Annotated in this window: 27 protein-coding genes, 1 pseudogene and 1 riboswitch; of the genes and pseudogenes, 5 read left to right on the forward strand and 23 right to left on the reverse strand. The window is 39.6% G+C overall.

Annotated features, from left to right (window positions below):
- Window positions 1–23: 23 nt before the first annotated feature.
- A complete protein-coding gene (locus ACLCEG_RS03780) occupies window positions 24–968 on the forward strand; it encodes an ABC transporter permease (protein ID WP_039248199.1) in 945 nt (314 codons plus the stop codon).
- On the forward strand, window positions 968–1849 hold the full coding sequence (locus ACLCEG_RS03785) for an ABC transporter ATP-binding protein (protein WP_191012993.1): 882 nt from the start codon (window positions 968–970) through the stop codon (window positions 1847–1849). Before ACLCEG_RS03780 ends, ACLCEG_RS03785 begins: the two co-directional genes overlap by 1 nt.
- 50 nt (window positions 1850–1899) lie before the next feature.
- Here the strand turns inward: ACLCEG_RS03785 and ACLCEG_RS03790 are convergent, their stop codons facing one another.
- From ACLCEG_RS03790 to ACLCEG_RS03815, 6 genes are all read right to left on the reverse strand, one after another.
- Window positions 1900–2922 (reverse strand): ABC transporter substrate-binding protein, encoded by a 1023-nt coding sequence (locus ACLCEG_RS03790; protein WP_410565953.1) that lies wholly within the window; start codon window positions 2920–2922, stop codon window positions 1900–1902.
- On the reverse strand, window positions 2919–4730 hold the full coding sequence (atzF, locus tag ACLCEG_RS03795) for an allophanate hydrolase (protein WP_410565956.1): 1812 nt from the start codon (window positions 4728–4730) through the stop codon (window positions 2919–2921). The genes ACLCEG_RS03790 and atzF overlap by 4 nt, the downstream gene beginning before the upstream one ends.
- A 12-nt stretch (window positions 4731–4742) precedes the next feature.
- A complete protein-coding gene (locus tag ACLCEG_RS03800) occupies window positions 4743–5177 on the reverse strand; it encodes a CopG family ribbon-helix-helix protein (RefSeq protein ID WP_001118705.1) in 435 nt (144 codons plus the stop codon).
- A 4-nt stretch (window positions 5178–5181) separates the two neighbouring features.
- The gene (locus tag ACLCEG_RS03805) at window positions 5182–5307 is read right to left on the reverse strand and encodes a hypothetical protein (protein ID WP_001000625.1); all 126 of its coding nucleotides are present in this window, start codon (window positions 5305–5307) and stop codon (window positions 5182–5184) included.
- Window positions 5308–5478: 171 nt separating this feature from the next.
- Window positions 5479–6018: a hypothetical protein gene (locus ACLCEG_RS03810; RefSeq protein ID WP_410565959.1), complete on the reverse strand. Its 540-nt coding sequence runs from the start codon at window positions 6016–6018 to the stop codon at window positions 5479–5481.
- A gap of 86 nt (window positions 6019–6104) precedes the next feature.
- Entirely contained in the window at window positions 6105–6458 is a 354-nt protein-coding gene (locus ACLCEG_RS03815) for a winged helix-turn-helix transcriptional regulator (RefSeq protein WP_191108417.1), read from the reverse strand.
- Window positions 6459–6550: 92 nt separating this feature from the next.
- Here ACLCEG_RS03815 and ACLCEG_RS03820 point away from each other — a divergent pair, with 92 nt between their 5' ends.
- Entirely contained in the window at window positions 6551–7087 is a 537-nt protein-coding gene (locus ACLCEG_RS03820) for an NAD(P)H-dependent oxidoreductase (protein ID WP_410565963.1), read from the forward strand.
- A gap of 38 nt (window positions 7088–7125) precedes the next feature.
- Here ACLCEG_RS03820 and uca read toward each other — a convergent pair whose 3' ends face one another.
- Genes uca through ACLCEG_RS03835 form a run of 3 tightly spaced genes read right to left on the reverse strand, consistent with a single transcriptional unit; the run spans window position 7126 to window position 12143 of the window.
- A complete protein-coding gene (uca, locus tag ACLCEG_RS03825; protein ID WP_410565966.1) occupies window positions 7126–10731 on the reverse strand; it encodes an urea carboxylase in 3606 nt (1201 codons plus the stop codon).
- A 2-nt stretch (window positions 10732–10733) separates the two neighbouring features.
- The gene (locus tag ACLCEG_RS03830; RefSeq protein WP_000217380.1) at window positions 10734–11387 is read right to left on the reverse strand and encodes an urea amidolyase associated protein UAAP2; all 654 of its coding nucleotides are present in this window, start codon (window positions 11385–11387) and stop codon (window positions 10734–10736) included.
- A gap of 15 nt (window positions 11388–11402) precedes the next feature.
- Complete coding sequence (locus tag ACLCEG_RS03835) at window positions 11403–12143, reverse strand: urea amidolyase associated protein UAAP1 (RefSeq protein ID WP_410565969.1); 741 nt, start codon at window positions 12141–12143, stop codon at window positions 11403–11405.
- A 28-nt stretch (window positions 12144–12171) separates the two neighbouring features.
- Window positions 12172–12267: riboswitch (guanidine-I (ykkC/yxkD leader) on the reverse strand.
- Between the two features lie 225 nt (window positions 12268–12492).
- Here ACLCEG_RS03835 and ACLCEG_RS03840 point away from each other — a divergent pair.
- Window positions 12493–12924 (forward strand): SRPBCC family protein, encoded by a 432-nt coding sequence (locus ACLCEG_RS03840; RefSeq protein WP_410565972.1) that lies wholly within the window; start codon window positions 12493–12495, stop codon window positions 12922–12924.
- A gap of 53 nt (window positions 12925–12977) precedes the next feature.
- Here ACLCEG_RS03840 and ACLCEG_RS03845 read toward each other — a convergent pair whose 3' ends face one another.
- Window positions 12978–13532, reverse strand: a complete 555-nt coding sequence (locus ACLCEG_RS03845) for a TetR/AcrR family transcriptional regulator (RefSeq protein WP_410565975.1) — start codon at window positions 13530–13532, stop codon at window positions 12978–12980.
- 680 nt (window positions 13533–14212) lie between these two features.
- Here ACLCEG_RS03845 and ACLCEG_RS03850 point away from each other — a divergent pair.
- On the forward strand, window positions 14213–14710 hold the full coding sequence (locus tag ACLCEG_RS03850; protein ID WP_410565978.1) for a hypothetical protein: 498 nt from the start codon (window positions 14213–14215) through the stop codon (window positions 14708–14710).
- Here the strand turns inward: ACLCEG_RS03850 and ACLCEG_RS03855 are convergent.
- The 13 genes and pseudogenes from ACLCEG_RS03855 to ACLCEG_RS03915 all read right to left on the reverse strand — a co-directional run.
- Window positions 14696–14770 (reverse strand): annotated as a pseudogene (locus ACLCEG_RS03855) (sel1 repeat family protein); the annotation flags it as partial. The gene ACLCEG_RS03850 and the pseudogene ACLCEG_RS03855 overlap by 15 nt on opposite strands.
- A 107-nt stretch (window positions 14771–14877) precedes the next feature.
- Window positions 14878–15336: a hypothetical protein gene (locus ACLCEG_RS03860; protein ID WP_396482335.1), complete on the reverse strand. Its 459-nt coding sequence runs from the start codon at window positions 15334–15336 to the stop codon at window positions 14878–14880.
- A gap of 20 nt (window positions 15337–15356) precedes the next feature.
- Window positions 15357–15641, reverse strand: a complete 285-nt coding sequence (locus ACLCEG_RS03865) for a hypothetical protein (protein WP_410565981.1) — start codon at window positions 15639–15641, stop codon at window positions 15357–15359.
- 132 nt (window positions 15642–15773) lie between these two features.
- Entirely contained in the window at window positions 15774–16193 is a 420-nt protein-coding gene (locus ACLCEG_RS03870; protein ID WP_410565984.1) for an NF045616 family extracytoplasmic (lipo)protein, read from the reverse strand.
- 2 nt (window positions 16194–16195) lie between these two features.
- On the reverse strand, window positions 16196–16861 hold the full coding sequence (locus ACLCEG_RS03875; RefSeq protein ID WP_032009789.1) for a hypothetical protein: 666 nt from the start codon (window positions 16859–16861) through the stop codon (window positions 16196–16198).
- Window positions 16854–17381: a PAAR domain-containing protein gene (locus ACLCEG_RS03880; protein WP_410565988.1), complete on the reverse strand. Its 528-nt coding sequence runs from the start codon at window positions 17379–17381 to the stop codon at window positions 16854–16856. Before ACLCEG_RS03880 ends, ACLCEG_RS03875 begins: the two co-directional genes overlap by 8 nt.
- Before the next feature lie 13 nt (window positions 17382–17394).
- Window positions 17395–17823 (reverse strand): PAAR domain-containing protein, encoded by a 429-nt coding sequence (locus ACLCEG_RS03885; protein ID WP_032009787.1) that lies wholly within the window; start codon window positions 17821–17823, stop codon window positions 17395–17397.
- A gap of 147 nt (window positions 17824–17970) precedes the next feature.
- Window positions 17971–19191, reverse strand: a complete 1221-nt coding sequence (locus ACLCEG_RS03890; protein WP_039255009.1) for a chloride channel protein — start codon at window positions 19189–19191, stop codon at window positions 17971–17973.
- A gap of 262 nt (window positions 19192–19453) precedes the next feature.
- Window positions 19454–21172, reverse strand: coding sequence for an acetyl/propionyl/methylcrotonyl-CoA carboxylase subunit alpha (locus tag ACLCEG_RS03895; RefSeq protein ID WP_410566553.1), 1719 nt, complete (start codon window positions 21170–21172; stop codon window positions 19454–19456).
- The gene (locus ACLCEG_RS03900) at window positions 21172–22755 is read right to left on the reverse strand and encodes a 5-oxoprolinase/urea amidolyase family protein (protein WP_410565992.1); all 1584 of its coding nucleotides are present in this window, start codon (window positions 22753–22755) and stop codon (window positions 21172–21174) included. The genes ACLCEG_RS03895 and ACLCEG_RS03900 overlap by 1 nt, the downstream gene beginning before the upstream one ends.
- 32 nt (window positions 22756–22787) lie before the next feature.
- Window positions 22788–23603, reverse strand: a complete 816-nt coding sequence (locus ACLCEG_RS03905) for a putative hydro-lyase (RefSeq protein ID WP_410565995.1) — start codon at window positions 23601–23603, stop codon at window positions 22788–22790.
- 2 nt (window positions 23604–23605) lie between these two features.
- The gene (locus ACLCEG_RS03910) at window positions 23606–24370 is read right to left on the reverse strand and encodes a LamB/YcsF family protein (RefSeq protein WP_174744805.1); all 765 of its coding nucleotides are present in this window, start codon (window positions 24368–24370) and stop codon (window positions 23606–23608) included.
- A 34-nt stretch (window positions 24371–24404) separates the two neighbouring features.
- Window positions 24405–25658, reverse strand: coding sequence for an NRAMP family divalent metal transporter (locus ACLCEG_RS03915; RefSeq protein WP_077164203.1), 1254 nt, complete (start codon window positions 25656–25658; stop codon window positions 24405–24407).
- Window positions 25659–25999: the final 341 nt, after the last annotated feature.

A 25999-nucleotide genomic window follows, 5' to 3' on the forward strand; every position in this document is an offset into this window, starting at 1 on the left:
GATCAAAATGGGGAGCTCTCGATATGGGTTATGTTGCAAAGGAATTTACGCGAAAGAACAAGCTGATTCTCAGTATTTGTTCTTTCGTTATTCCAATATGTCTTTGGTGCGCAATCAGTTACTTACCTTTTGTTTGGCATCCTCAAGTACAAATCACAAGTTCAGGCAGTGTTCCTTACTTACAAGTAGGCAGTCGCGTTGATAAAAATGTGTTCTATCTCGAAGCACAAAATGCAGTCAATCGAAATTCTGCACCACCACAAGGTATTTTAGTCAATCCAATTTATTTACCCGCTCCCCATGAAGTCGCTAAGGCTTTGGTCACCGCATTTACCACACCACCAGAACAACCTGATTCGCCGTGGTTTCATCAAAGTTTATGGCACAGTATTAAACTGGTATTTTCAGCCTTTTTTATCTCTTCCTTGATTGGGATTCCACTGGGTATTTTGTGTGGTTTTTCTAAGCGAATATCACTGTTAACAGAACCTTTTGTTGAGTTTTTCCGTTACTTACCCGCTCCCGCCTTTGGCGCACTTGCAGTAGCAATTTTAGGGATTAATGACGCACCTAAAATTGCCATTATTGTGATTGGTACGCTATTTCAACAAATTCTAATTATTGCCAATACCACCCGAATGGTAGATCGAAGCTTAATTGAAGCCGGCTATACGCTTGGCACCAATAAGCTCAAAAGTTTATTTCATGTGGTGATTCCTGCTGCCTTGCCTGATATTTACCGTGACTTACGTGTTCTATTGGGCTGGGCTTGGACCTACTTAATTGTTTCAGAGTTGATTGGTACGACTTCAGGTATTACGTGGTTTATTACCCAACAGGCACGCTATCAAAACTTTGACAACGTCTATGCGGCTATTTTGATTATTGGAGTAATTGGTCTGGTCTGTGATTGGGTATTAATGAAATTAGGTGAGCGGATGTTCACTTGGAAAGTAGGAGCAAAATAATGAACGATTCAACATTTAACGCACATGAATACTTTCAAAAAATTTATGAACGTCCTGTTATTTTAGAAGCTAAACAACTGAGCCAAGTGTTTAAGCATGGTCAAAGTGAACGTACTGTTTTAAATAAGCTCGATTTAAAAATTCATAAAAGAGAATTTATTTGTGTGATTGGCCCTTCTGGCTGCGGTAAATCGACACTGAGCCGTGTCATTGCGGGTTTAGACCCATATCATAGTGGAGAAATTTTAGTAGACGGCGAATGCATTACGGGACCTTGTCCTGAACGCGGCATGGTATTTCAGGGCTATACCCTTTTCCCGTGGAAAACTGTAAAAGAAAACGTGATGTTTGGTCCGCAAATGCGCGGCGCTAGTCAAATGACAGCCGAAGCTCAAGCACGTGAATGGATCAATATTATTGGTTTGGAAAAATATGAAAATCAGTATCCGCACCAACTTTCTGGCGGTATGAAACAGCGCGTTGCGATTGCTAGAGCTTTGGTTAATCAACCTAAAATTTTACTCATGGACGAACCTTTTGGTGCACTCGACCCGCATACCCGTCAAAAAATGCAAAAGCACTTGATGGATTTATGGCAAAACATTGATATCACCATTATTTTTGTGACCCATGACATGGATGAAGCCATTTTACTGGCAGACCGAATTGTGGCACTCAAAGCCAACCCTGGTGAAATTAAGGAAATTATTGAAGTTAATTTGCCACGTCCACGCTCACTCGACTTAATGAGCACACCTGAGTTTAAACAGCTTCGTTCACGGGTAGATTATTTAGTTCATGCTGAAGAAGATGAGCTTGACCCAGCTTTACAAGATTTACCAAAAATACCGCGTATGACTCAGGTCAGTTCAGAAAAATAAGAAAGACATTAAAAAGCCCAAGTTGAACTTGGGCTTTTTATTTATTTGGCTTATTTGAGCTGTTCTATGAGTGTCGGATAAATCAGCCCATCTACATTTTGTTCAGTTTTATAAATACCATTTTCGACGTTAAATTTATTGACGTGATAGGTCGAGCCATAAATCGAATCGAAGCCTTGAGATTTAGTAAATACTTTTTTATTGGCATTGATATCTAATAAATGCGTACCGCTGACCATCAACTCATATTGTTTTGGGTCGACACCTGAACGGTTTGCCATGATTTTAACTGCATCAGCATGGGTTGCAGGGTCATTAATATATTTAACGGTTTTGTCCCACACCTGAATGACTTTTTTCCATTCTTCTTGATGAGCAGTTAAATGGCTCATGTTGACGGTCAAGGTGTCATAAATTAAACCCGGCTTGTCTTTAGAAGTATAAATAATTTTAGAGCCTGCCACTGCTTTTAATGCCTGACCTGCAACAGGTTGCCAAACAGCAATCGCAGAAATATCGGGGCTATTAAATACTTGAGGTAATTGATTCGTCGCTGAATTTACCAGCTTCACCTCATTCGCTTTAATGTTATGGTCGGTTAAAGCAGTTGCCAATAAAAGATGATCAACCAAGCCTTTTTCGACACCGATCGATTTTCCTTTTAAGTCTTGAATGGTATTAATGCCCTCTTTTGCAATAATGACATCATTGCCCGCAGAATAATCCGTTGCCATGATCATCATGCCTTGCGTACCGCCTGAAGCAGTTACCAAGTTATCGCCATTGGTGACCAACACAGCGTCGAGCTGATTTGCCGAAAAGGCCGAAAGCGACGCTGAATAATCAAACCATTTAAACTCTACATTTAGCCCTGCTTCTTTTAACCAACCTTTTTCAATAGCCACTTGCCAAGCCACCCAGCCCGGCCAATCACTATATCCGATGGTAATTGGTTTTGTATTTGCGGCTGCCTGAGCATCTTGTTTAGCCTCGGGCACTTTAGCCGTATTGTCACATCCACCCAATACAACTGCCGATAAAATAGATACGGATAACAACGCTTTTTTAATCATATAGAAACTTCCCCAACATTTTTACTAACAACACTTTGAGCGGTTTGATTGAGCGACTGTATATAGGCTCGCCAGCCTCCAAAATGGCTAATATCGGTTGCATCTTGAATGGCATACGCTTCGCAAATAAAGCCTTTAACCCATGTACCATCTTTTAGTTTCAGGTTCCCAATACCAAGTGGTGCAGGCACTTCAGCCACAATGGCTCCAAAATTTGCTAGAGGAACATCCCACACTTCGACTTCAATAGATGTCCCTGCTGCATCGCATTGCAGCCCTGGTTTTGGTGGCGTGGTATTTTTTAAAGCAAAGAGTTTATAAGTGTCTGCTGTCTGGGTTTTCTTAAGCAAAGTGGCATTGCGGCTAGTCAGCTGAAAATTAAGTGGCATGCCTGTTAAGTGTGCTCCTACCACTGCAAGCTGTACTGAATGATTCGATTCGATCTCTAGACTTTTTTGATAATGTTGAGTTGATTTACCTAAACTCAGCGATGTTTCAGTTTGCCAAAGCTGCGCAAAATTGGCGAGTGCCTGATCATGCCAAGCTGGTGCAATAAAGGTTACCCCGCTTGGTAGACCATCCTCACGGAGTACATTTGGTAAAGCTAAAGCCGAAAGATCAGCAAAATTGACAAAGTTGGTATAGGCTCCCATGTTCGCATTTTTAGTCAATGGGTCGGCTTCAACTTCAGCAATGGTGTAAATGGTTGGCGCTGTCGGAACCATCAAGGCATCAAAAGGTTGTAAAGCCAAATTAATTTTTCGAGCAAGTACGGCGCGGTTATATTCGGCTTGAAGTGCATCTGTTGCCTTGAATTTATCTGCCTGCGCAATAATTTGAGCAATGACTGGATGAGCCTTTTCACGTGTTGTCATGCGTTCAACGGCGACTGTTCTTTCTGCCACCCAAGCATCGTTATACAGTGCGACAGCAAGCTCATTAAACGCACTGAAATCAATACTCTCAACTTCGTAACCCAGTTTTTTGATACGCTCGACTGCAACTAAAAAGGCCTTTTCAGATTCAAGATCACCATAAAACTCAAGCTGAGCAGGAATAGCAATTTTTCGTTTAGAAAATTGATTTAGTACATTGGCTGGATGTGCTCGTGAATATTCATCTGTTTCATCGTAGCCCTGCATTAAACTGGCGACTGCCCAAGCATCATCAATATTTAGTGCAAAAATAGAAATGACATCAATGGTTCGACATGCAGGAATTAAACCTGTAGTAGAAAACCAGCCCTTTGTAGGTTTAAGGCCCACAATATTGTTATGGCCCGCAGGTACACGCCCTGACCCCGCCGTGTCTGTCCCCAAACTAAAAGGTACAATACCGTTGGCAACCACCACTGATGAACCGGAGCTTGAACCACCACTAATATATTCGGGGTTAAAACTATTTTTTACTGCACCGTATGGAGAGCGAACACCAACCAGTCCCGTTGCAAACTGATCAAGGTTGGTTTTACCGACCACAATCGCCCCTGCTTTTTTCAGCTTGGCAACTACGGCAGCATCTTGGTTTGCTAAATATTGAACTTCTTTACAGGCGGCAGTGGTGTGAAAACCAGCAATATCAATATTGTCTTTAACTGCAAATGGCACACCATATAGTGGTAAGTCGGCAATATTCTGGTCTTTTAAGACATCAATTTGCGATTGAATCTGCTCGCTCGAGGCTATTTCAATCCATGCATGGTCATCATTTTTAATTTCTGCAACATAACTAATCAAATCTTCAAGATGAATTTTTCCGTTTTGATATGCTGTTTTCCAGTCTTGAATGGTCCATAATTTTTTCAACACACTACTCCTCATTTAGTCATTTTGCTGTATAGGCGGCATGACGGCATCCATCAGTTCTAGATGTCCTTTGATTACCCCTTTCAGCACAATAAATTGCTGGCTAATTTGTCTAAGCTCAGAACTCGCGCCCTGCATTAACATGACTTGCAATATCTTTTGTTGGTCAAGTTGAATATGAAGTGAACTAATCACCTGCGCTAAAAACTGTTGTTGTAAATCGACCAATTGATTACGCAAGGTCATTTGGCTTGCGTCATAAAGTAGCGTTAATGTGCCCACCATGACTTCATTAGCCTGCGCCTGCTCTGCAATCAGGTGTTTATTAATCATGTCGACAATCGCTTGCGAGCGGCTTTCATAGTTCTGCTCGACAATTTTTTGATCGAGAGCATTGAGGGTCGTTTCAGGTACGGTAATACTGATTCGAGCCAACTTTTGTTTTGCCACAGTCTTATCCTTTTGTTTTAGGCGGCTGATTGTTTTGCTTGATATATACGCCTGCACGTACGCTGAGCAATTCGACTAAAAAGGCTTTTAAAGTTGGCTTTGGTTGAACCACAGGTTTTACATCGTTCATATCGCACCTCTAGTTTGGTATTACCAAATTCAGTTTTTGTATTACTAGTATGAGATGCAGAAAATGTGCCAGTTTTTAAGCGTCGTTTTGATGGGCTTTATGGGTATTTATGAGTGATTTTTGGGCAGAAAAAAGCCCCATGCACAGGGATGGGGCTATCTCTTTTAATTCTTAGTTATGTTTCAATAAATCATTCTGATTAAAAAGAAATCCATCTTTAGGGGCCTCTATCTTTATATTATTTATTAGAATTTTAAAATCATTAATTGCTTTATTTATATCGTTACCTTCTCCCTCATATGTCACAAAGACAACTCCAGCATTAGTACCTGATGAAGCACTGATAAGAAAACGTTTATCAAAGTTAGTTGTAAAAACATTAGCTTGATAATTCATACCACTAATCAATGGAATATTAATATCCTCATTAACCAATGTTACCCCTTTCATTTTTACTAGTACTTGTTTAGGAATTTGTAGAGAAGCAACCAGATATTGCATACCATCTTCTATACCTTTGGGATAATATATTGAAATTATAATTGCCTGTTTACTCTCCTGTTTTATTGCAACAAGTTCTCCATTTTGACCTTTACTAATATCCCAGTGATCTTTTAAATTAACTACAATATTTTTATATTTTACTTCTTGAGCATATGTCGAAGTAAGTAAATTAAAAAAAATAAATGATAGTAATAATATTCTCTTCATAATAATTTCCTTTTTTTATTCATGAAGAATAATATTAAATATCACTAAAATAGTCTAATCTATTCAATAATTTAATATTTTTAGTCTTATGATTGATTAATCATTGTATGTGCCCATAACGATAAAGACTCTAAAACAGGCTTAAAAGACTGGCCTAATTCTGTCATTTCATAGACCACTTTAATCGGTGCTTTTTCACCATAAACGGTTCGAGAGATTAAGCCACTTTGCTCTAATTGCTTGAGTTGAAGGCTTAAGGTCATTTCTGTGATCGTTGGCATTAATTGATTGATTTCATTAAAACGTTTTGGCCCATCTTTTAGATAATACAAAATAACGCCTTTCCATTTTCCACCCACCAAATCCATAGCCATACTGATATGACATGGATAAGTTTTTCCATTCATGCTGATTTCACATTTATTTTCAGTATTTGCCATTTTTAACGCCACCTATCAACTTTGATAGTTATTGTACACGCATACTATAAAAATTATAGTGACTATGATTTTTATAGCTACAAGGCATTATTATGGCTTTACTTATTTTGGCCCATCCCTACTACGCTCAATCAATTGCAAATAAAACGATAGTGAATGAACTTATAAAAACCTATCCGGACCTTGAAGTCCGAGATATTTTTCAGCTTTATCCAGACTATAAAATTGACGTCAGCGCTGAACAAGAAGCGTTGTTACGCCATGACACCATCATTCTGCAATATCCAATGTTCTGGTTTAATATGCCGGCAATTTTGAAGTTATGGTTTGATGAAGTCTTTACGTATCAGTTTGCTTATGGCTCTCAGGGCGACAAATTAAAAGATAAAAAAGTCATTATTAGTATGACAGTCGGGCAGAAAGAAGCAGATATGGTAAATGAACGAGAAAACTTAATTGATAGCTTTTTAAAATCGGTTCAATATTCAATTCAATATACGCAAATGCAGTTAAGCAGCACATTCTTGCTTTATGAAGTTTCTCCGTTATCAGGTCATTCAGAGTCTGAAATTAAGTTAAAAGCGGTTGAACATGGTCATAAAGTATTAAAGCATTTGACCGAAGCATAATAAAAAAGAGAGCATCGGTATTGATGCTCTCTTTTGGTTTAAGCAACTGGTGCCAAGGTAAATAGCACTTGTCCCGTTTTTACAGTTTGACCTTTTTCAATAGTAATGGTTTCAACTTTCATGCGTTCGGGTGCAATAATTGGAATTTCAATTTTCATTGCCTCAATCACTGCAAGGGTTGCACCTTCTTCAACAATATCTCCTGATGCACATTCGATTTTCCAGATTGAACCCGGCATGTGTGATTCGACTGCACAGCCTCCTTCAGGGATCACCACGGTTTCACCTTCATCAACAGCATCTAGGCTTTCAGAAATATATTCTTGCAAGCCCGCTTCGTGCCAACGGCGGCGTTCAGCCTCAAAGTTAGCTTGTTGCATATCTTTAAAGGCTTGAATACTGTCGTGATGTGTTTTTAAAAACTCGTTGTATTCTTTTAAGTTGAGCACACCCTCTTCAATACGAAGTTGTAGGCGGCCCGCCTTAAAGTCTTCACGCATTTTTAAAAGTTCAGCCTCAGAAACTTCATAAAACTTAACTTGGTCAAAAAAGCGTAATAACCACGGTTTACCTTCTTCGAAGTTGGCATTTTTACGGTAACGACTCCACATTTGAGTGGTACGACCAACAAACTGGTAGCCACCCGGCCCTTCCATACCGTATACACACATATAAGCACCGCCAATGCCGACCGCATTTTCAGGTGTCCAAGTTCGCGCAGGGTTATATTTTGTGGTCACTAAACGTTGGCGTGGGTCGAGCGGTGTCGCCACGGGTGCACCTAAATACACATCGCCTAAACCCATTACTAAATAGTTCGCACTATAGACCACATCTTTAACTGCTTGCTTAGAAGCTAAGCCATTAATACGGCGAATAAACTCGACGTTGTCTGGGCACCACGGCGCATCTGGTCGAACAATTTGTGTGTAGCGTTCGGTGGCAAGCTGAGTTTGCGAATCTTCCCAAGCCAAAGGCAAATAGACAGTGCGTGAAGGTACCTGCATATTTTGAATATCGGGTAACTCGGCTTCTGCTTGCTGAAGTTTCTGTAGAAGCTCCAGTTGATCGAGTTGAATTGAATCAAAATGAATTTGTAGTGAACGAATACCCGGTGTTAAGTCGATAATACCCTGAATGTTTTGATCTTTGACCCATTGCATGAGCGCATGAATACGGAAACGTAAATTTAGGTCGAGTACTAACTCACCATATTCCACCAACAAATAGCTATTTCCTGCTGGTCGATAGGTCACGCTTGGTAAGTCAGCTTTACCGTCTAAAGTGGCTAAAACTGCATCTTTTAAAGTGGCTGGTTCTGCTTGAATGATTGGGTTGAAATCAAGACAAGTTGTATCAGCCGCGATTAAACTTTGATGATATTTTTGGTCGAGTGCTTTTGCTTGCGCATAACTTACAGGGACAAATTTAACTTTATCGCCTGCTTTTAGCTGCCCAATTTTCCAAAGCTCGGAATGAATGACTACCGCAGGGCAAACAAAACCACCTAAGCTCGGACCATCCGGCCCCAAAATAATTGGCATATCGCCCGTAAAATCAATTGCCCCAATCGCATAAGCGTTATCGTGAATATTGGAAGGATGTAAGCCTGCCTCACCACCGTCTTCACGTGCCCACTCAGGTTTTGGCCCAATTAAACGAATGCCTGTACGGCTTGAGTTATAGTGAATTTCAAACTCATTGGCAAAGAACGTATCAATATCTTGTTTGGTGAAAAAATCTGGCGCACCATGTGGGCCATACATCACTGCAATTTCCCAATTTTGGGTAAAGCTAGGAATTTGTGCTTGAGCTAAAGCTGTGGTCGATTGAGCGGAATATTCAGTAATCGGCAGCATATCACCAATTAATAAATTACGGCCCGCGTGTCCACCAAATTGCCCTAAAGTGAAAGTTGCCTGTGAACCTAAGTAGTCAGGAACATCGAAACCACCTTTAATGCCTATATAGCTACGGCAACCTGAACGGATAATCCCACATTTTAAAATCTGGCCTTTTTTCACATTAATGGTTTGCCACATCGGCACAAGTTCACCATCAAGTTTTGAAGGCATATCACCGCCCGTAATCACAATTTGGCTGTCGCAGTGAAACTTTAAAGTTGGCCCTTGCAAGGTACATTCAAGCCCTGCGGTATTTGGCTCATTGGCTAAAAGCTGGTTTGCTACAGTTAAACTGAGTGGGTCGATGGCACCTGATGGTGGCACACCAACATCCCAATAACCTAACCGACCTGTTACGTCTTGAATGGCAGTTTGAATACCAGCCTGCAACACCTCAATTTTTTGAGTTTTCCATTCAAACGTATTTAAAAACCGAGTGGTTTGAGTACCTAAAGCAAACACATCACAAGCAATAATGTTTTGTAAATATTCCAAATTGGTTTCGATACCAGCCACTTGCGTGTTGGCAAGACTGGCACTCATTGCCTGTATAGCTTGGTCCCGTGTTGCAGCAGTTACAATGATTTTGGCAATCATTGGGTCATAAAAAGATGACACCGTTGAACCTGTTTCCACCCATGTTTCGACTCGGGCTTGCGGGTCAAATTTAACATGTGTGAGTAGACCTGCACTCGGCTGGAACTGTTTAATCGGGTCTTCGGCATAAAGACGAACTTGAATGGAATGTCCTGTTGGCTCTAACTTTTCAGTGGGTGCTGACCAGTCACCGCTTGCCAAAGTAACCATCCACTCCACTAAGTCGACACCAAACACTTGCTCGGTCACACCGTGCTCGACTTGCAAACGCGTGTTGACCTCTAAGAAATAAAATTCTTGGGTTTCGGTGTCCATGACAAACTCAACCGTGCCTGCCGAACGGTAGTTCACCGATTGCATGAGTTGAATCGCAACTTTTTGCAGGTAGTCACGTTGCTGCTCATTTAGGTGTGGAGCGGGTGTTTCTTCAATCACCTTTTGATTACGGCGTTGCACCGAACAATCACGCTCACCCAACGCTAAAACTTGCCCTTTCCCATCACCAAAAATTTGCACTTCGATATGGCGTGCGTGTTGTACAAATTTTTCTAAATACAAACCCGCATCTTTAAAATTGACCTGTGCCAAATAAGACACGGTTTGATAGGCATCTTTTAACTCGGTTTCGTTCCAGACCAGACGCATACCAATACCACCACCGCCCGCGGTACTTTTCAGCATGACTGGATAACCAATACGAGCTGCCTCAAACAAGGCCTCGGCTTCATCGGCAAGTAATGAGCTACCCGGAAGTAAAGGCACATTGCTTTTAATAGCCAGCTCACGCGCGGTATGTTTTAAACCAAAATCGAGCATTTGGCTTGAAGTTGGCCCAATAAACGCAATACCTTGGCTTTCGCACAAATCACAAAACTCGGCATTTTCAGACAAAAATCCATAACCGGGGTGAATGGCTTCAGCTCCCGACTGTTTTGCTACCTCAAGGATTTTTTCAATATTTAAATAACTTTGATGCGCAGGTGCAGGCCCAATGAGGAAAGCCTCATCGGCCAAAGTCATGTGTAAAGAATCACGGTCGGCCTCAGAATAAACCGCAACCGAAGCGATCCCGAGTTTTTTAAGGGTGCGAATGACGCGACAGGCAATTGCACCGCGGTTAGCAATCAGAACTTTTTTGAACATGCTTACACCCCTTCCGCTTCACGGACAACCAGTTGAATTTTGGTTGGGTTATAGGCATTACATGGGTTATTGAGCTGCGGACAATTTGAAATTAAAACAATCAAATCCATTTCCGCCCGAACTTCGACATATTTACCCGGTCCTGAAATTCCATCATCAAATTTAAGCTGACCGTCTGGCGTAACAGGCACATTCATAAAAAAGTTAATGTTTGGGCCAATATGACGAACATTTAGCCCATGCTTTTTTGCAATCGGGTGTTTTGCCAAGGCATACATAAAGTTGTTACGGCAACTATGCATAGGGTACGTTTCATGTGCATAGCGAACCGTATTACTCTCACATGAACAAGCACCGCCAATCGTGTCATGGCGCCCGCAGTTATCATCATGAATAACCGCAATTGGTCGGCCAAAGTTACTATAGAGCTTAGTACCTTTTTCTAAATAGATTTGTTGGTTGATAGCCAGAGTGTCCATTGCGCTATAACGCTCAGTCGGGTTTTCGGCACTCATAAACAAAGTATCGACTGCTTGGTTTCCCTCAAGGTCAATAATACGAAAATATTGGCCCTTTTTAACCTCGCACATCCACGCTTCGCCAGCAGGACAAACTTCATTTAAAACTGCTTTTTCAAATGATTGTAAAACTGTCATGATGCTTCTCCTGATTTAAATATTGCTAAGTGCGTAGTAGCGGGCTGTGTTTTGGAATGCACGCTGATTTTGCGAACATGCATCACGACAAATATCGCTGTCTGTTAGAGAATTGGCTTTAAATAAACTAAGTTGAATATCGGCAGGTTGATAGCTTGGGCTGGTGTCTAAACCATGCGGTGCAGCAGATAAAAATAGCAAGCAGTCCATTTCAAAGCGCAGTTCAATGCTTTGATCGGTATTGTCAGAACTGACATAAGACAAAGCGCCGTTTTCATCTGGCACAACTTTAGAAAATAGGTTAACCGCGGCACTCAGGTCTTGGCTGGCAAGCCCGTATTTACACATTTCAATGAGTAAACTGTCTAAGCCATTTTGGTACATATCATTGCGGGCATCTTGAAAGGTGCGCGTACCAAATTGCTTTTCAACTTGTTCTGGTCGGCTTGGGCCACAAAGTGCATCATTCCAACCATGGTCATCATGAACAATGGAAGCCATGACACGGCCATGGTCTGAGTACAATACGTTGGAAGCTTTTAAATAGGCGGTGTGTTGCCCTTTTAAACTGTCAGGCATGTTAAAACGTTCAAGCACATCGGCAGCATTTACACAAAACAAAGAAACATTTGCCTGAGCGCCAAGCGATGTAAATCTAAGAATGGTTCCCTTTTGGATACGACCCGACCAGTGATGTCCTCCGGGTAAAAGTTCGGTCCAAATCGCCTGATTGTTATGATAACTTGCAGTGTTCATAGCTACTCCTGTCGGATAGTTTTAGACTTCCTCCCGGGCTTTTATCCCTCCGTGTAGTTCGCTAGGAACCGTGAACTCTCGGTCCAGTCATACGTAAAGTATCGGAACCCTAGATCACTTTTGATTGCTTAAGACTATGCAAAGGACATGCCAGCTTAGTATTACGGTTTTGGTTAAAAGTAATACTAATTTTGGGCAATTTGAGTGCGATTTAAAACACAAGATAAAAATCTGCACTCAAAATTGTGCATTTAAAAGTAACTGAACAAAAATTCCACACTATTAAAAAGCGTGATAATATTCAAATTCTGACAATTACTCATGTCAAATTTACTTTAGAGGGAACAAGATGTTAAAAACTCAAAAAATCAACATCGTACAAGAATTTGATGCACCTATAGACAAGGTTTTTGCAGCCTTGAGTGAACATGAAAACCTAAGCAAACTTTTTGCTCCTGCTAAAGTCACTCGTATTAGTAATGGCAAGGATGCACGTAACGGTGTTGGCTCTGCCCGCAAGATGTCTATTCCGTTTACACCTTCATTTGTTGAAACAAATTTAGTCTATAAAGAAAATGAACTGATCGAGTACGCGATTACAAGCGGCATTAGCCCAATTAAGGCGCATCGCGGTGTGATGCAATTTACTGACTTGGGAAATAACCGAACTCGTTTGAATTATACCATTAGCTTTAAAGGCCGCGTTCCTTTTATTGGCCCGATTATTAAAGGCGCTCTACAAAATGGCGTGAGTCGTGGTCTTAAAAAACTTAAGTTTTAACTCGTCCTATCAAATAAAAGCCCTATTACGGGCTTTTATTTTTTTAAATATTTCTACGAAAGAATTGCTATGAAATATGCGAATTGCTTATCCCGCTCATCTATATGGTTATCGGTGAGCCTTTGAATAATAGTTCCTTCAATTATATGCAGAAGTAGTTTGGCATCGTGAAATGAGGCATCGGCTTTTAGTAATCTAAGCTGGCTATAGATTTCATTGGTCAGCCAAGTTCTATATCGAATGGCAGTTTGGTAGGCGTTGGAATATGTATTTTTAGTTTCAAAAATGGTTTTAAATAACAGGTAATAAGACCCTTCTAAGTCAGTGTGTAAATAATACAATTTGTTGAGTTTGTCTCTCACGCTTGAGTCTTGGTCGTATTCCACCGTTGCAATGACTTTGTCTTGTAGCCGTTCTTTTTGCACGAGTAGGCAGATTTCAATAAACCGCGCTTTAGACTGGAAGTGATGATAAAAAGTCATTTTTGTAATTTCAGACTCTTTGATAATTCTATCGACGCCTACTAAATGGAATCCGTGATGGTGAAATAAATCAATTGCTTTATTCACAACTTTTAAAGCACGTGTAGAAAGTACTAAAGGTGACATAGTTGTACCGTTTAAAATAATTTTTTGTTGTATATAAAAGAGATAGAAATGCCATCACTCTTAAATTGAGTGCTAAAAACAGGCATGCAAAAGCAGCACAATAAAGGTGTGCTCGCCTATCTCGGGTTTATTGTTGCTATGATTTTTGAGTCTTAACGATTCTTAAGGTGTAGAAAACCTAGAGTCGATTAAACCGATTTAGAGAGTATTTAAACGGTATAAATAGAGAGCGTTTGGCAAAGGCCAAAAATTGAGAAGAATTAGTACGCATAGCGGACTCCTTTGGCTATAAAAGAAGTTTCACCGCATTACTGCTAAATAATGGTGGTGAAACGAAAGAGGGTTAGCAGACTGGAGCCAAAGAATCCAGCACACCCGAGGGTGTCCCCCTTCCGTTCCACCGCAAAGGGGGGCACACAGGGATTTCCACAAAAAAGTTACTACTTTTTCGTGTACTTTGGCTGATGGTCTGCTAAAACCAACTGGCAATGTAGGCCAGCCCGCAAAGGATAGTATTCGCTTTTGTTATCGTCAAGCGTAGGAAATGACAATCGTATTAAAGTAGAGCGGTTGGGGAATAAAATTTATTTAATAGGTTTAAGTTATAGTTTAGTTCATTATGAAATTTCTAATATTTTAGTATGATATATTTTCATTATAAAAATGATTAGAGTTATCTAATGACATTAAAGTCTTTATATATCGAGCTTTATTATGGAGAATATTCAGCTCAAGAAAGAACGAAAAAGATTAATAAATACATTGAAGAAAATGAAGATGTTCATATAGATTTTTTTACCGAATTACTACTACCATTTAATGACTATAATTCTTTATTACTACGAATCATAAACTTAACAGACCCTATTTTTTCATATAATTGTATTGAAGCAGAAATATTAGCAGCTAGATTTTTTTTAGATATTTTAAATAATTATCAAGAAAACAACCTAAGCCCAGTTCAGTTATGTACTATTTTCAATAATTTAGAAACAGGTTTTATGGGCGCACCAAGAAATCTTCCAGACAACATAATTTATTACCCTACTTGGCTCGAATCTTTCTACGATGCTTGCGATTGGTGCGATGAAACATGGACTTTAGAGAATTATCCTCACCTAATTGAAACCTCAAAACAGCAAGTCCATATCATAGAAAAATGGCTATTCTTCAAATAGTGATAAGGCATCTTTATTGCCATTTTCAGCTGCTTTTCTTAGCCACTTTTCAGCTAATTTTCTATGTTTTCCCAAAGTTACTCTATGAACATATATCATTGCCATCCTCCTGTATTTGAGAGAAGATATAGAATATTCTTATTGAGCACGAATATAAAACTGTAATACTAATTAATGCATTCACGTACAAAGCTTTCTTCGTCACCTTTAGAAGAAAATATATTGTGATCTTTAATACAAAAATTTAATGTTTGCATTACCACCCCAGGTTCATTAAAAAGTCCCTCTCTTGAAATAGAAATATAGTAAGGTTTCTTTTCTTCAATTCCGTTGCTTTTATAATTACCAATAACAATCTCGGCTACTCTTTTTTCAACATTTTTTTGCAAAATTTCCTTATATTCTAAACTATTTTCTTTCTTATCAACCAAGCTTCTTACTTCATACCCATGAACTATTATTCCATCTTTATTTAATAGAAAATGGATATCTGAGTTACTTATATTTACCTTAATTTTATTTTCTTCTTTTTTAGAAAAAAAACCAAATGCGATATAGCATAAATACAAGAAAAATATACCAAAAATAACCAATATTACTTTATTACCAACAGACGAATTTTTCACTTTAATAGTTCCTCGTGTATTTATTTTATTACTTGACGAATTTTTTGTTCATACATAGCAAGAACTTTATCTCTACTCTTACCTACAACATTCTTTCTATTTCTTTCAAGCATATAACTCACATCATAATTATTTTTAAACAACCAATAGTCAGCCAAAATTTCAGCCTGTGATTCTAAATTATAGTCTAAAAATCTTTTAGTCGTATTTTTATATTTAACAAACTCAGCAACAGTTGGGCTTTCCCATATATTGTATATATAAGGATCATATTTAAAATTACTAAGAACAGAACAAGCTTGCAAAGAATGGTATTCGCTTGTGTTGTCGTCAAGCGCGTGAAATGACAATCGTATTAAAGTAGAGTGTTTGTGGAAATAGAAAAGCCATTACTGGGTAGGTAATGGCTTGGTATCAGATAGATTTATTTTAAAATTTTAATTACATGTCGTATCTTCTGGACTTACGGCTTTAGCACTTAAAATACTTTTCTTTTTAGATATACAGATTAACTTAGAGAAATTTTTATTAGACTCTAAATTAATATCATATACCTTTTTATCTTCAAAAACTGAAGCAGGAATAGATAAACAATCTTCTGATTTAATAGGAAATTTTACACCTTTACCTTGATAAGTTTTATCATAAATACTTTCAAATTTTTGGTTCGGCTTATATTCTCCAACAAAGACAATGAAATAATTATCTGGATCAAGATATGTATTTTTATTATCAGTATAGATACATAAATCATTGTTTTTAACAATGGCTTTTAGCTCATGACTAATCGGTTGGGCACATCCAACATTCATTAAAATAGTGCAGATTAAAGCTAGAGATAGTTTTATTTTACGCATAATTATGATTTCGGCAGTAATGATTTATCATGAGGGTTATGCAAGAAATCTCTTAAAATTCTTTCAACATACCCTAAAAGTTTTAAACTTTTTTGGTGATGAGGTCTAGTCGGAAAATTATTTTGTAAATAACAAGCATCAAACCATAACTCAATAATCCGTCCTTGTTGTTCAAAATTAAAATCGCTAAATTTTTTATTTAAATCTCTTCCAGTTATATCTGTATCATAAGCTTTTAACTCATTGCTTCCAGAATCTGCAGAATTAACTTGTGAAGTATAACCGCCTTTACATAATTGCTTAAGACCCAACCAACCATTCGATACACCCATTTGATATTGCCATACATGCACCATTTCATGAATGAACCAATGTTGTGCATTTCCTTTTGCTGCACTGAAATCTGGATTTTGTATATAGTCATCTTTAGGCAAATACATTTCCCCTGCTGGAGTCATCGCATTACCAGTTTTAGTATGTATCATTCCACCAATGTGAATCCATACTTTCGAATAATCAATTGCATCTTTAAAGACTAACCGTGACATTGCTATTTCACCTGGGGTTAGTTGTCTTTTAGTATTAAGTTTAATAACTGAAGCTTTGGCCTTCATATCCCCATCTAGTTTTTTTAATTTGTCACTGAAAGTTGCAATAATATTACCCATGTGAATGCTCCTTAGAGATAATTCTTAACTCGATTTCTTCCATCTCATTACTTGTTATTAAATCAGTGTAACCATTTTTATCTGTTGTGCCGTGAACTACACTGCCATTTTTTTTATGTATTTCATAACATACCGTAGCTAAAGGCTCTCCAGTTAATTCATCCTGTAATAGAAATCTTTGCCCATATTCATGTTTTGTTTCCTCGACAAAATTATTCTGTGTAGTTGTCTTTGATGAAGAAGAATATGGACTACCACTCTCACCAACAACATGACTTTGTTGAGGTAAAAGTGTAGCCCCACACGACAGTTTATCACCTACATAAGCAACTGGTTTTCCATCAAAAATCACATGATCATGACTTTTAATAACTGTAGACCAACACCTACACTTAGGACAAACATGCCCATCCCCAGCACGAACAAATAAGTTACCCATTTGGGAACTTATCATTTGAGTTGAGGGAACAACTCCACCATGATCAGTAATAGCATTATGGATTGCAAAACCTTTCGACATCTTACTTATCCATTTATTTATTATTTAAAAAATCTAAAGGTTTTGGCCCATCATTATATATACATATATAAACTGACTTATTTGGACTCTCTATAATTTCATCATTATTATCTAAACGGGAACCAATTAAAGCTACTGATTGCCCTTCTATAGTTAAAGCTTCACCAGCACCTGTAATAATTTTTGCTGTTGTACCATCTGCATAAATTGCTTCATCACCCACCAATGCTAGTGAAATTCCTTTTAATTTTGAATGGTGTCCAGAAGCTCGAATAAGCCCACCATTTTTTGTTTTGGCACCATTTACTGCAATATAATATTTAGTAAATGGCTTATTTTGCCAATATAAATTTTCTGCATTTAAAATCTGTTGAATATCATTTTCTGAAAGATCTTGTAATTGTTCGTAAGAAAGATCTCTTAAAAAAGTAGGACTTGTCATTTTTTTACCATTCTAATTTTTTCAAAATTAATAATAGCAAAAATTTATTAATATAAAAAATAAACTAAACGTACTTTTAAAATAAAATTCTCATATTTAAATATAAAAAATAGGCCAGATTATAATCAAGCCTATTTAAAACCCTTTCTAATCCATCAGCTTTTTACGGCGATACAACCCACAATCCCCTGAAAATAGTGCAGCTAATAAACAGGTAATAATCGCATAAGTGGCAACATTCATTCCAAATAGCTCTATGGCTAAAATAATAGACGTTAACGGTGCCTTACTTGCCCCTGAAAACAAACTGACTAACCCTAAGCCTGCAAGCAGTGAAATGGGTAGGTTTAAAACTGCACCTAAAGCATTACCCAATGTCGCACCAACATAAAACAATGGCGTAATTTCACCACCTTTAAAGCCTGAACCTAAAGTAATGGCTGTAAAAACAGTCTTGTTAAAAAAGTCGTAAAATTCAATCGGCACATAGAAAGATGCAATGATTTTATCTGTACCCAAACCGTTGTACTGCTGATGTGCAGTGAACAACGTAAGTAGCATAATGATAATACCGCCTACCATTGTTCTTAATGGCAAATAGCGAATGTATTTATAAAAGAGGTCACTCGCCAAATGAATGGCAGCAATAAAGAAACGTGCAGCAAAGCCAAATACTAACCCCGCTGCAATTAAGCTCATGAGCGTGCCAAAATGAATGGCTGGAAACTCACTTATGACGTAAAAAACATGTGGATGAACTATATCGAATAGCTCAGGAATGGTGGAAGCAATCAGAGCAGACACAAAACATGGAAAAATAGCTGAGTATCTTAAATTACCTAAAGCGGTAATTTCTAAACCATAAATTGCACCAGCCATAGGCAAACCAAACACGCCAGCAAAACCAGCACCAATACTGGCGATTAAACAGATTTTGCGATTGTCTTCAGAGATTTTTAAAATATGGCTTAAGTGATCAATTAGAGCACCCGAAAGCTGTACCGCTGGTGCCTCACGCCCTGCGGAACCACCAAATAACTGCGTTAAAATTGACGTAATAAAAATGATGGGGCTCATTCGTTTTGGAATAAACGACTTGGGTTGATGAATCTCATCTATGAGTAAATGTGTTCCGCGTTCAATGGGCGATCCATATTTTTTAATGAGATAACCAATACCAAAACCCACGAAAGGCAAAAAGTAGATGAGCCAGTGATGCAAACTTCTGACTTTATTTGAAATATCAAAAGCCACAAAAATTGAGGTCGATGCCAGCCCCGCGACGACTCCAATCACAATGGATATGACGAGCCAATAAACACTGTATTTTAGAATTTGATCATATTCAGATGAAGGTAGAATTTTCATTCGCTTTCTTCAATTCGCCTTTGAGTGAGTGCCAAATTCTCAAATTATTTTTTATGCAGCCAGCTCATTAAGTGAGAAATGCTTAAACTGGGCTAAAAATTAAAGCTCGCATAAGCGAGCTTTAAATACAGTGATCAATATTTATATCACTTAACTGTGATAAATATCTCATAACCAGTACAGGCTTTCAAGTTGAAATTGGTTAATGAAAGGTTAAAACCATCGACTCAATTAATTAATAAACAATCAATAAAGTAAATAATTAATTAATACTCGCAATCACGGTTTCAGCATGGCAGGTCGCACCTTTCTCTGCGCTAATCTGAATCACACCACTACGGTGTGCCAGTACCTGCACTTCCATTTTCATGGCTTCCATAATGGCAACTACTTGCCCTTCGGTCACTTGCTCACCATTTTCGACTTTCCAAGCGCTAATCACTCCATTAATTGGGGCAAGTAAATGCTCGGCACTGACTTCTGGCTCGGCAATCTGCGCTTGAGCTGCGGTTACTGGGCCTTGTGCAAACATACCCGCAGGTAAACCTAAACGGTGTAACTTGCCATCAATTTCAATGTAGCTGAGTAACATCGGTTGTTGATGGTTTGGAATACCACGTTTGGTTGGCTTTAACTCTTGCTTAAAGTCATTTTCAATCCAACGCGTATGTACATTAAATTCATTTGTAAAGTCAGGTTCATTAAGTACCGCACGGTGGAAGTCTAAAACTGAAGCCACACCTTCAATTTTAAATTGCTTCAAAGCACGTTTAGCACGAGCAATTGCAACTTCTCGGGTTGGACCCGTCACAATCAGTTTTGCCATGAGTGAGTCAAAGTGACTAGAAACTAATGAACCAGTGCGAACACCTGTGTCCACGCGTACCCCGTTACCAAACGGCGCTTCAAACAAACTCAACACGCCAAAGGCCGGAATAAAACCACGTGCTGGGTCTTCGGCATTTATACGAAACTCAATGGCATGACCTTGTGCTTTTGGTGTTTCTTTAATCGAAAGCTCATGGCCCTGTGCCACGCGAATTTGCTCAACCACCAAATCGACTTTTGAAGTTTCTTCAGTCACTGGATGTTCAACTTGCAAGCGCGTATTTACTTCTAAAAATGAAAGCTTTCCATCACGGCTCAGTAAATATTCAACTGTTCCCGCACCCACATAGTTTGCAGCCTGACAAATATTTTTTGCCGAACTTAAAATTTGTTGATAAATCTCATCGCTAATAAATGGCGCTGGCGCTTCTTCGACTAACTTTTGGTTACGGCGTTGCAACGAACAATCACGTGTACCAAGCACCACAATATTGCCATGTTGGTCGGCTATGACTTGCGCTTCTACATGACGCGGTTTATCTAAATATTGCTCGACAAAACACTCACCACGGCCAAAGGCAGCTTTTGCTTCACGTACTGCTGACTCATAAAGTTCTTTGACTTCTTCGAGTTTCCACGCGACTTTTAAGCCACGGCCACCACCACCAAATGCGGCTTTAATGGCAATCGGCAAACCAAACTGCTTGGCAAACTCTAAAGCTTCATCTGCATTGTTGAGTGGGTCTTGCGTACCCTGAACTAACGGCGCACCCACCGAAGCAGCAATTTTACGTGCTTCGATTTTATCGCCTAGTTTTTCAATGGCACTTGGTGATGGCCCTACCCATTTTAAACCTGCATCAATCACGGCTTGAGCAAACTCGGCACGTTCAGATAAAAAGCCATAACCCGGATGAATCATGGTTGCTTTCGATTTTTTTGCAACTTCAATAATGGCAGGAATATTTAAATAGGTTTCACTAGCAGTCGCACCAGCCAAGCCCCATGCTTCATCTGCAAGTTCGACATGCATACTGCCAATATCGTCATCTGCATATAACGCCACCGATGCAATTCCCATATCACGGCAAGCATGAATAATACGAACAGCAATTTCACCACGGTTAGCAATCAATAATTTTTCTGTATTCATCATTCATTCTCAAAATCTGTAAATTCGGCAATTTTTTTAAATTTGATGTGGCAACCTGCCGGAATCTGTGCCACCAAGTCCCAATGGTGTTTAGCAACAGAGGCAATGACCGGATATCCGCCCGTTAAAGGATGATCATTCATAAACAAAACGGGCTGACCACTCGGTGGAATTTGCAAAGCGCCAATGCAAGTGCCTTCACTTTCCAACTCGTAGGTAATTTTGCGAGTTAGGGGCTGTTCACCTGAAAGTCTGAGCCCAACTCGGTTGCTTTCATTGGTCACGAGCCATTCTTGCTGACAGAGCAGTTCAATACTGTCTTGTTCGAACCAGTCTGTGCGTGGCCCCATTACAATATCTAGCTCAACCATTTCACCAACTTTTGGCAAATCGCTTTTGCCCACTTCATTTACGCTAATGTTGGCCGCCTTCACCTGTCCTTGATAAATGGTATCTCCAAGCTTTAAAGGCTCTGGCCCTAATACTGCCAAGCTGTCAAACGAAGCACTATTCAGTACTGGTTCAACGTGTATTCCACCACGAACAGCCAAATAGTTTCTTAAGCCTGCTGTTGGTGGCTGAATTTGAAATTCATCGCCTTCATCCAAATCAATCAGTTGATAGCTTGCAAAGTCTGCGGTTTGACCATCGGCAAATTTCACACGAATGTTTGAAATAGCCCCAGCCACCGCAATAACGCCAGCATGCTGCATTTTGGCTTTTAGGCCGCCATTTAAAACTTCAATGACTGGTGTATCGGTTGGATTACCGACAATACGGTTAGCACTATGCATGGCAGATAAGTCCATTGCACCCGCTACACCAACCCCAATATTGGTCTGGTTTAGGCGCCCTTCGTCTTGAATGAGCATCTGTAAACTTGGCGCAGTAATCGTAAATAGTGGCAGAGATTGTTTCGGCTCAACCTTATGTGTGATTTGCTGCGGTACATTTACAGTGGTTGGACTATGCGTAACATCTTCAAAATGTACAGTCATGCCCGGTAACAACAATGCAGGATTTTTACGCTCTAAATCCCACATTTTTTCTGATGTTGTCCCAATCAGCTGCCAGCCACCCGGACTGTCTTTTGGGTAAATACCAGAGTATTTTCCAGCCAAACCCAAAGAGCCTGACGGTATTTTTTTACGGGGAATAGTTAAACGTGGAATATCGGTAAAAGGCTTATCGGGACTACTCATATAAGCAAAGCCCGGCGCAAAACCAATAAAAGCCACGTTCCACACACTTTGGTGATGTTTTCTAATCACATCAGCTACAGACAGCCCTTGTAACTCGGCAACCTGAGCAAGGTCTTCGCCATCGTAACGAATCGTAACAATCACTTCTTGGCTACTGCGCTCAAATCCAGAATCAACTTTAAGGCTCTGAATTGAAGCAACCAGCGTTTTAAAGTTGGTTTCGATCTCATTGAAAAAAACCAAAATTGTTTTGGCAGCAGGGACTAAGTCTTTAATTCCATTCAATTGCGTATTTTGCAATTTATTGTACAACGCCAAAGTTTCTTCTAGGCTCGCAAGCTCAATCAAGAAACAATCGGCGTTTACCGATAAAAAACGCATTTGCTTATCCTTTTAATTCTTCTTTAGTCCAATTAGCCAATCCAAGCGCGGTCAGGAATGTCGGTAATAAACATATGACCCGGTGCATGGCTAATCGCAAAAGGAATTTTCGAGTTCATCACCGCAGCTTGCGGTGTTACCCCACACGCCCAAAACACGGGAATTTCACCTGCTTCAATACGAGAAGCATCGCCAAAGTCTGGCTTGCTTACATCCTTAATGCCTAAGCTTTCAGGGTGCCCAATATGGACAGGTGCACCATGCACACTTGGCATACGCGATGTAATTTGTACCGCTTCACTAATTTGATGGGATGGAATTGGTCGCATGGAAACCACCATATTTCCTGAAATACGCCCTGCTGGTTCACACTGTATGTTGCTCAAATACATCGGCACATTGGTGTCGTCATGAATATGGCGAACTTCAATACCCGCTTCTTGCAGAGCGGTTTCAAACGAAAAACTACAGCCAATTAAGAAAGTCACCAAATCAGGATGAGCGTTATAAATCTCACTTGCATCGGTCACTTCATCGACCATTTCGCCATCTTTCCAAATGCGATAGCGCGGAAAGTCGGTTCGAATGTCTGAGTCTGCTGCAAGCTTAGTTGCATAAATGCCTTCTTCGAGCACATCAAGCACTGGGCAGCTTTGAGGGTTACGGTGTGCATAGAGCAAAAAGTCATATGCCCACTCTTTTGGCACCGAGATCATGTTGACCTGCGTCATACCTGCGGCCATGCCCGCTGTTGGTTTATCGAAACCTGCACGGATTTTTAAACGCGCATCTAAAGCGGCTTCAAGCTGAGCTGGGTCGACTTTAATATCCTTATACATGATGCTCATCCTTATGCTTTGTTTACAAATGGGCGGATTTCAATATTATTTTTTACAAGCTCGGCTTTAATGGCTGCCGACATCTCTAGCGCACCGTCGGTATCACCATGTAAGCAAATGGTGTCGGCTTGAATTGGGGTAAATACGCCGTCAATTGACTCAACTCCACCATTTTTAAGCATAGACACCACACGGCTTGCGACAAATGCCGAGTCGTGTAAAACCGCACCTTCTAGACGGCGAGATACCAATGAACCATCGCTGGTATAAGCACGGTCTGCAAATGCCTCAGATACCACTTTTAAACCAGCCGCTCGTGCTTGTTCCACTAAGTTCGAACCTGCCAAAGCCACTAAAACCAGTTCAGGGTTATACATTTTAATCGCATCAATTACTGCAGCTGCCTGTGCTTGGTCATGTGCAATAGTGTTATAAAGTGCGCCATGTGGTTTAACGTATTGCACTTTTGAACCTGCCACTTTAGCCAAGCCATCCAGTGCAGAAATTTGATAAAGCACATCTGCAATCAGTTCATCACGTGATAAATCCATATTACGGCGGCCAAAGCCTACAAGGTCTGGGTAAGACACGTGAGCACCAATAGTTACGCCAAGCTCCACTGCTTTACGAACCGTTTTTAAAATACCCAGCGGGTCGCCAGCATGGAAGCCACAAGCAATATTGGCACTGGTCACGACTGGTAAAATCTGGTCATCATTACCCATTTTCCATGAGCCAAAGCTTTCACCCAAATCACTATTTAAATCTACAAACATGGCATTATTCCTTTATTACTTTACGCAGTCTGGCTTAAAGCTTGGTCAAATAGTTAAATACTGTCGTAAATGACATATAACCCATCCACCACGTCAACAGACATGTTAAACCACCCAAAATAAGTAACCATTTTGGATAGTTATAATTACCCATCAAATCTTTTCGGCATGCAGCAACATACACAAAAATTGTAAGACCAATTGGCAACACCAAACCGTTAAAACCACCTACAAAAATGAGCAGACCTGCTGGAGTTGCACCCAATAACACATACAACAATAAAGCCAATGCGATAAAGGTAATGGTCGTATAGTTGGTTTGTTTTGGAGTTAAATTCTTTTTAAATGCAGTAAAGAATGAAACCGAAGTATATGCTGCGCCGATGGTGCTACTAATACCTGCTGCCCAGAAAATTAAACCAAATAATTTAAAACCAAATGTACCCGCTGCATATTGGAATGCTTGAGCTGCCGGATTGGCATCATGGCTCGCTAAATCAATAGTTGCACCGCTCACCACCACACCTAAGAATGCTAAGAACAGCACATAGCGCATGATACCGACAACAATAATGCCCTTGGTCGCAGCTTTTGCAACTTCATCAATATTTTCAGGGCCAACCGCGCCTTTATCGAGTAAACGATGTGCGCCTGCATAGCAGATATAGCCACCAACCGTACCGCCAACAATAGTGGTAATAATGGCAAAGTCGATATGATCTGGAGCAAAGGTTTGATGTACAGCTTGCCCAACTGGAGGCATTACAATGACGGCAACAATAATAATCAGAAGGATTTTAAGCAATCCCAACACAATCATGCTTTTATCCATGGCAAGCGTTGCTTTTCTTGATGCAAAAATCAAAATCGCTAAAGCACCACTTAAAATACCGCCCCACTTTGTGTCTAGGCCAAAAAGTGCATTTAAACCTAAAGCCGCACCTGCAATGTTACCGACACTAAAGAAAAAACCGCCCAAAATCACCAGAAACGCCAGTAAATAACCACTACCCGGTAATGCTTTATTGGCAATATCTGATGCACGCATTTGAGTGAGTGTGACCACTCGCCAAATGTTTTGTTGAACGACATAATCAATGAGAATGGAAACTAAAATTGCAAAGCCAAATGCAGCGCCTAACTTTACTGTAAATACAGCAGTTTGGGTTAAAAATCCGGGCCCCATTGCAGAGGTCGCCATCATAAAGATTGAGGCAACAATGGCCCATTGGCGATCTGATAAAAAAGAAGATTTTAGTAAAGACATATTAATGCGTTCCTCATCCATTTGAGCTTAACAACGCTATTTCAAGTTGAACCAAGAACACCATTTTTTGTCCCAAACGATATTCTTTAATCCTTTAAAATGACAAAGATTCCCTATTCCCCAATCAACTTAATCGGTGATCAAATCTTGTATCTCAAATAAAAACATAGCTCATCCCTACGGACAATAAGACTTTTTACATAAATTAAAATTTATAAGTATTTAATTTTTATTATTTTTTAATTTCATTAAAAGTCAGGATAAATTTTACTTATCGACTTTCATAAGCTGCCTTTATGACTTTGCATACAAGCAGCGATAATTTAGAGAAGAAAAATGAGATGAAAAGATCACCGATTCTA

Source organism: Acinetobacter sp. H1(2024) (genome assembly GCF_046557555.1).
GTDB classification, from domain to species: Bacteria; Pseudomonadota; Gammaproteobacteria; order Pseudomonadales; family Moraxellaceae; genus Acinetobacter; species Acinetobacter seifertii.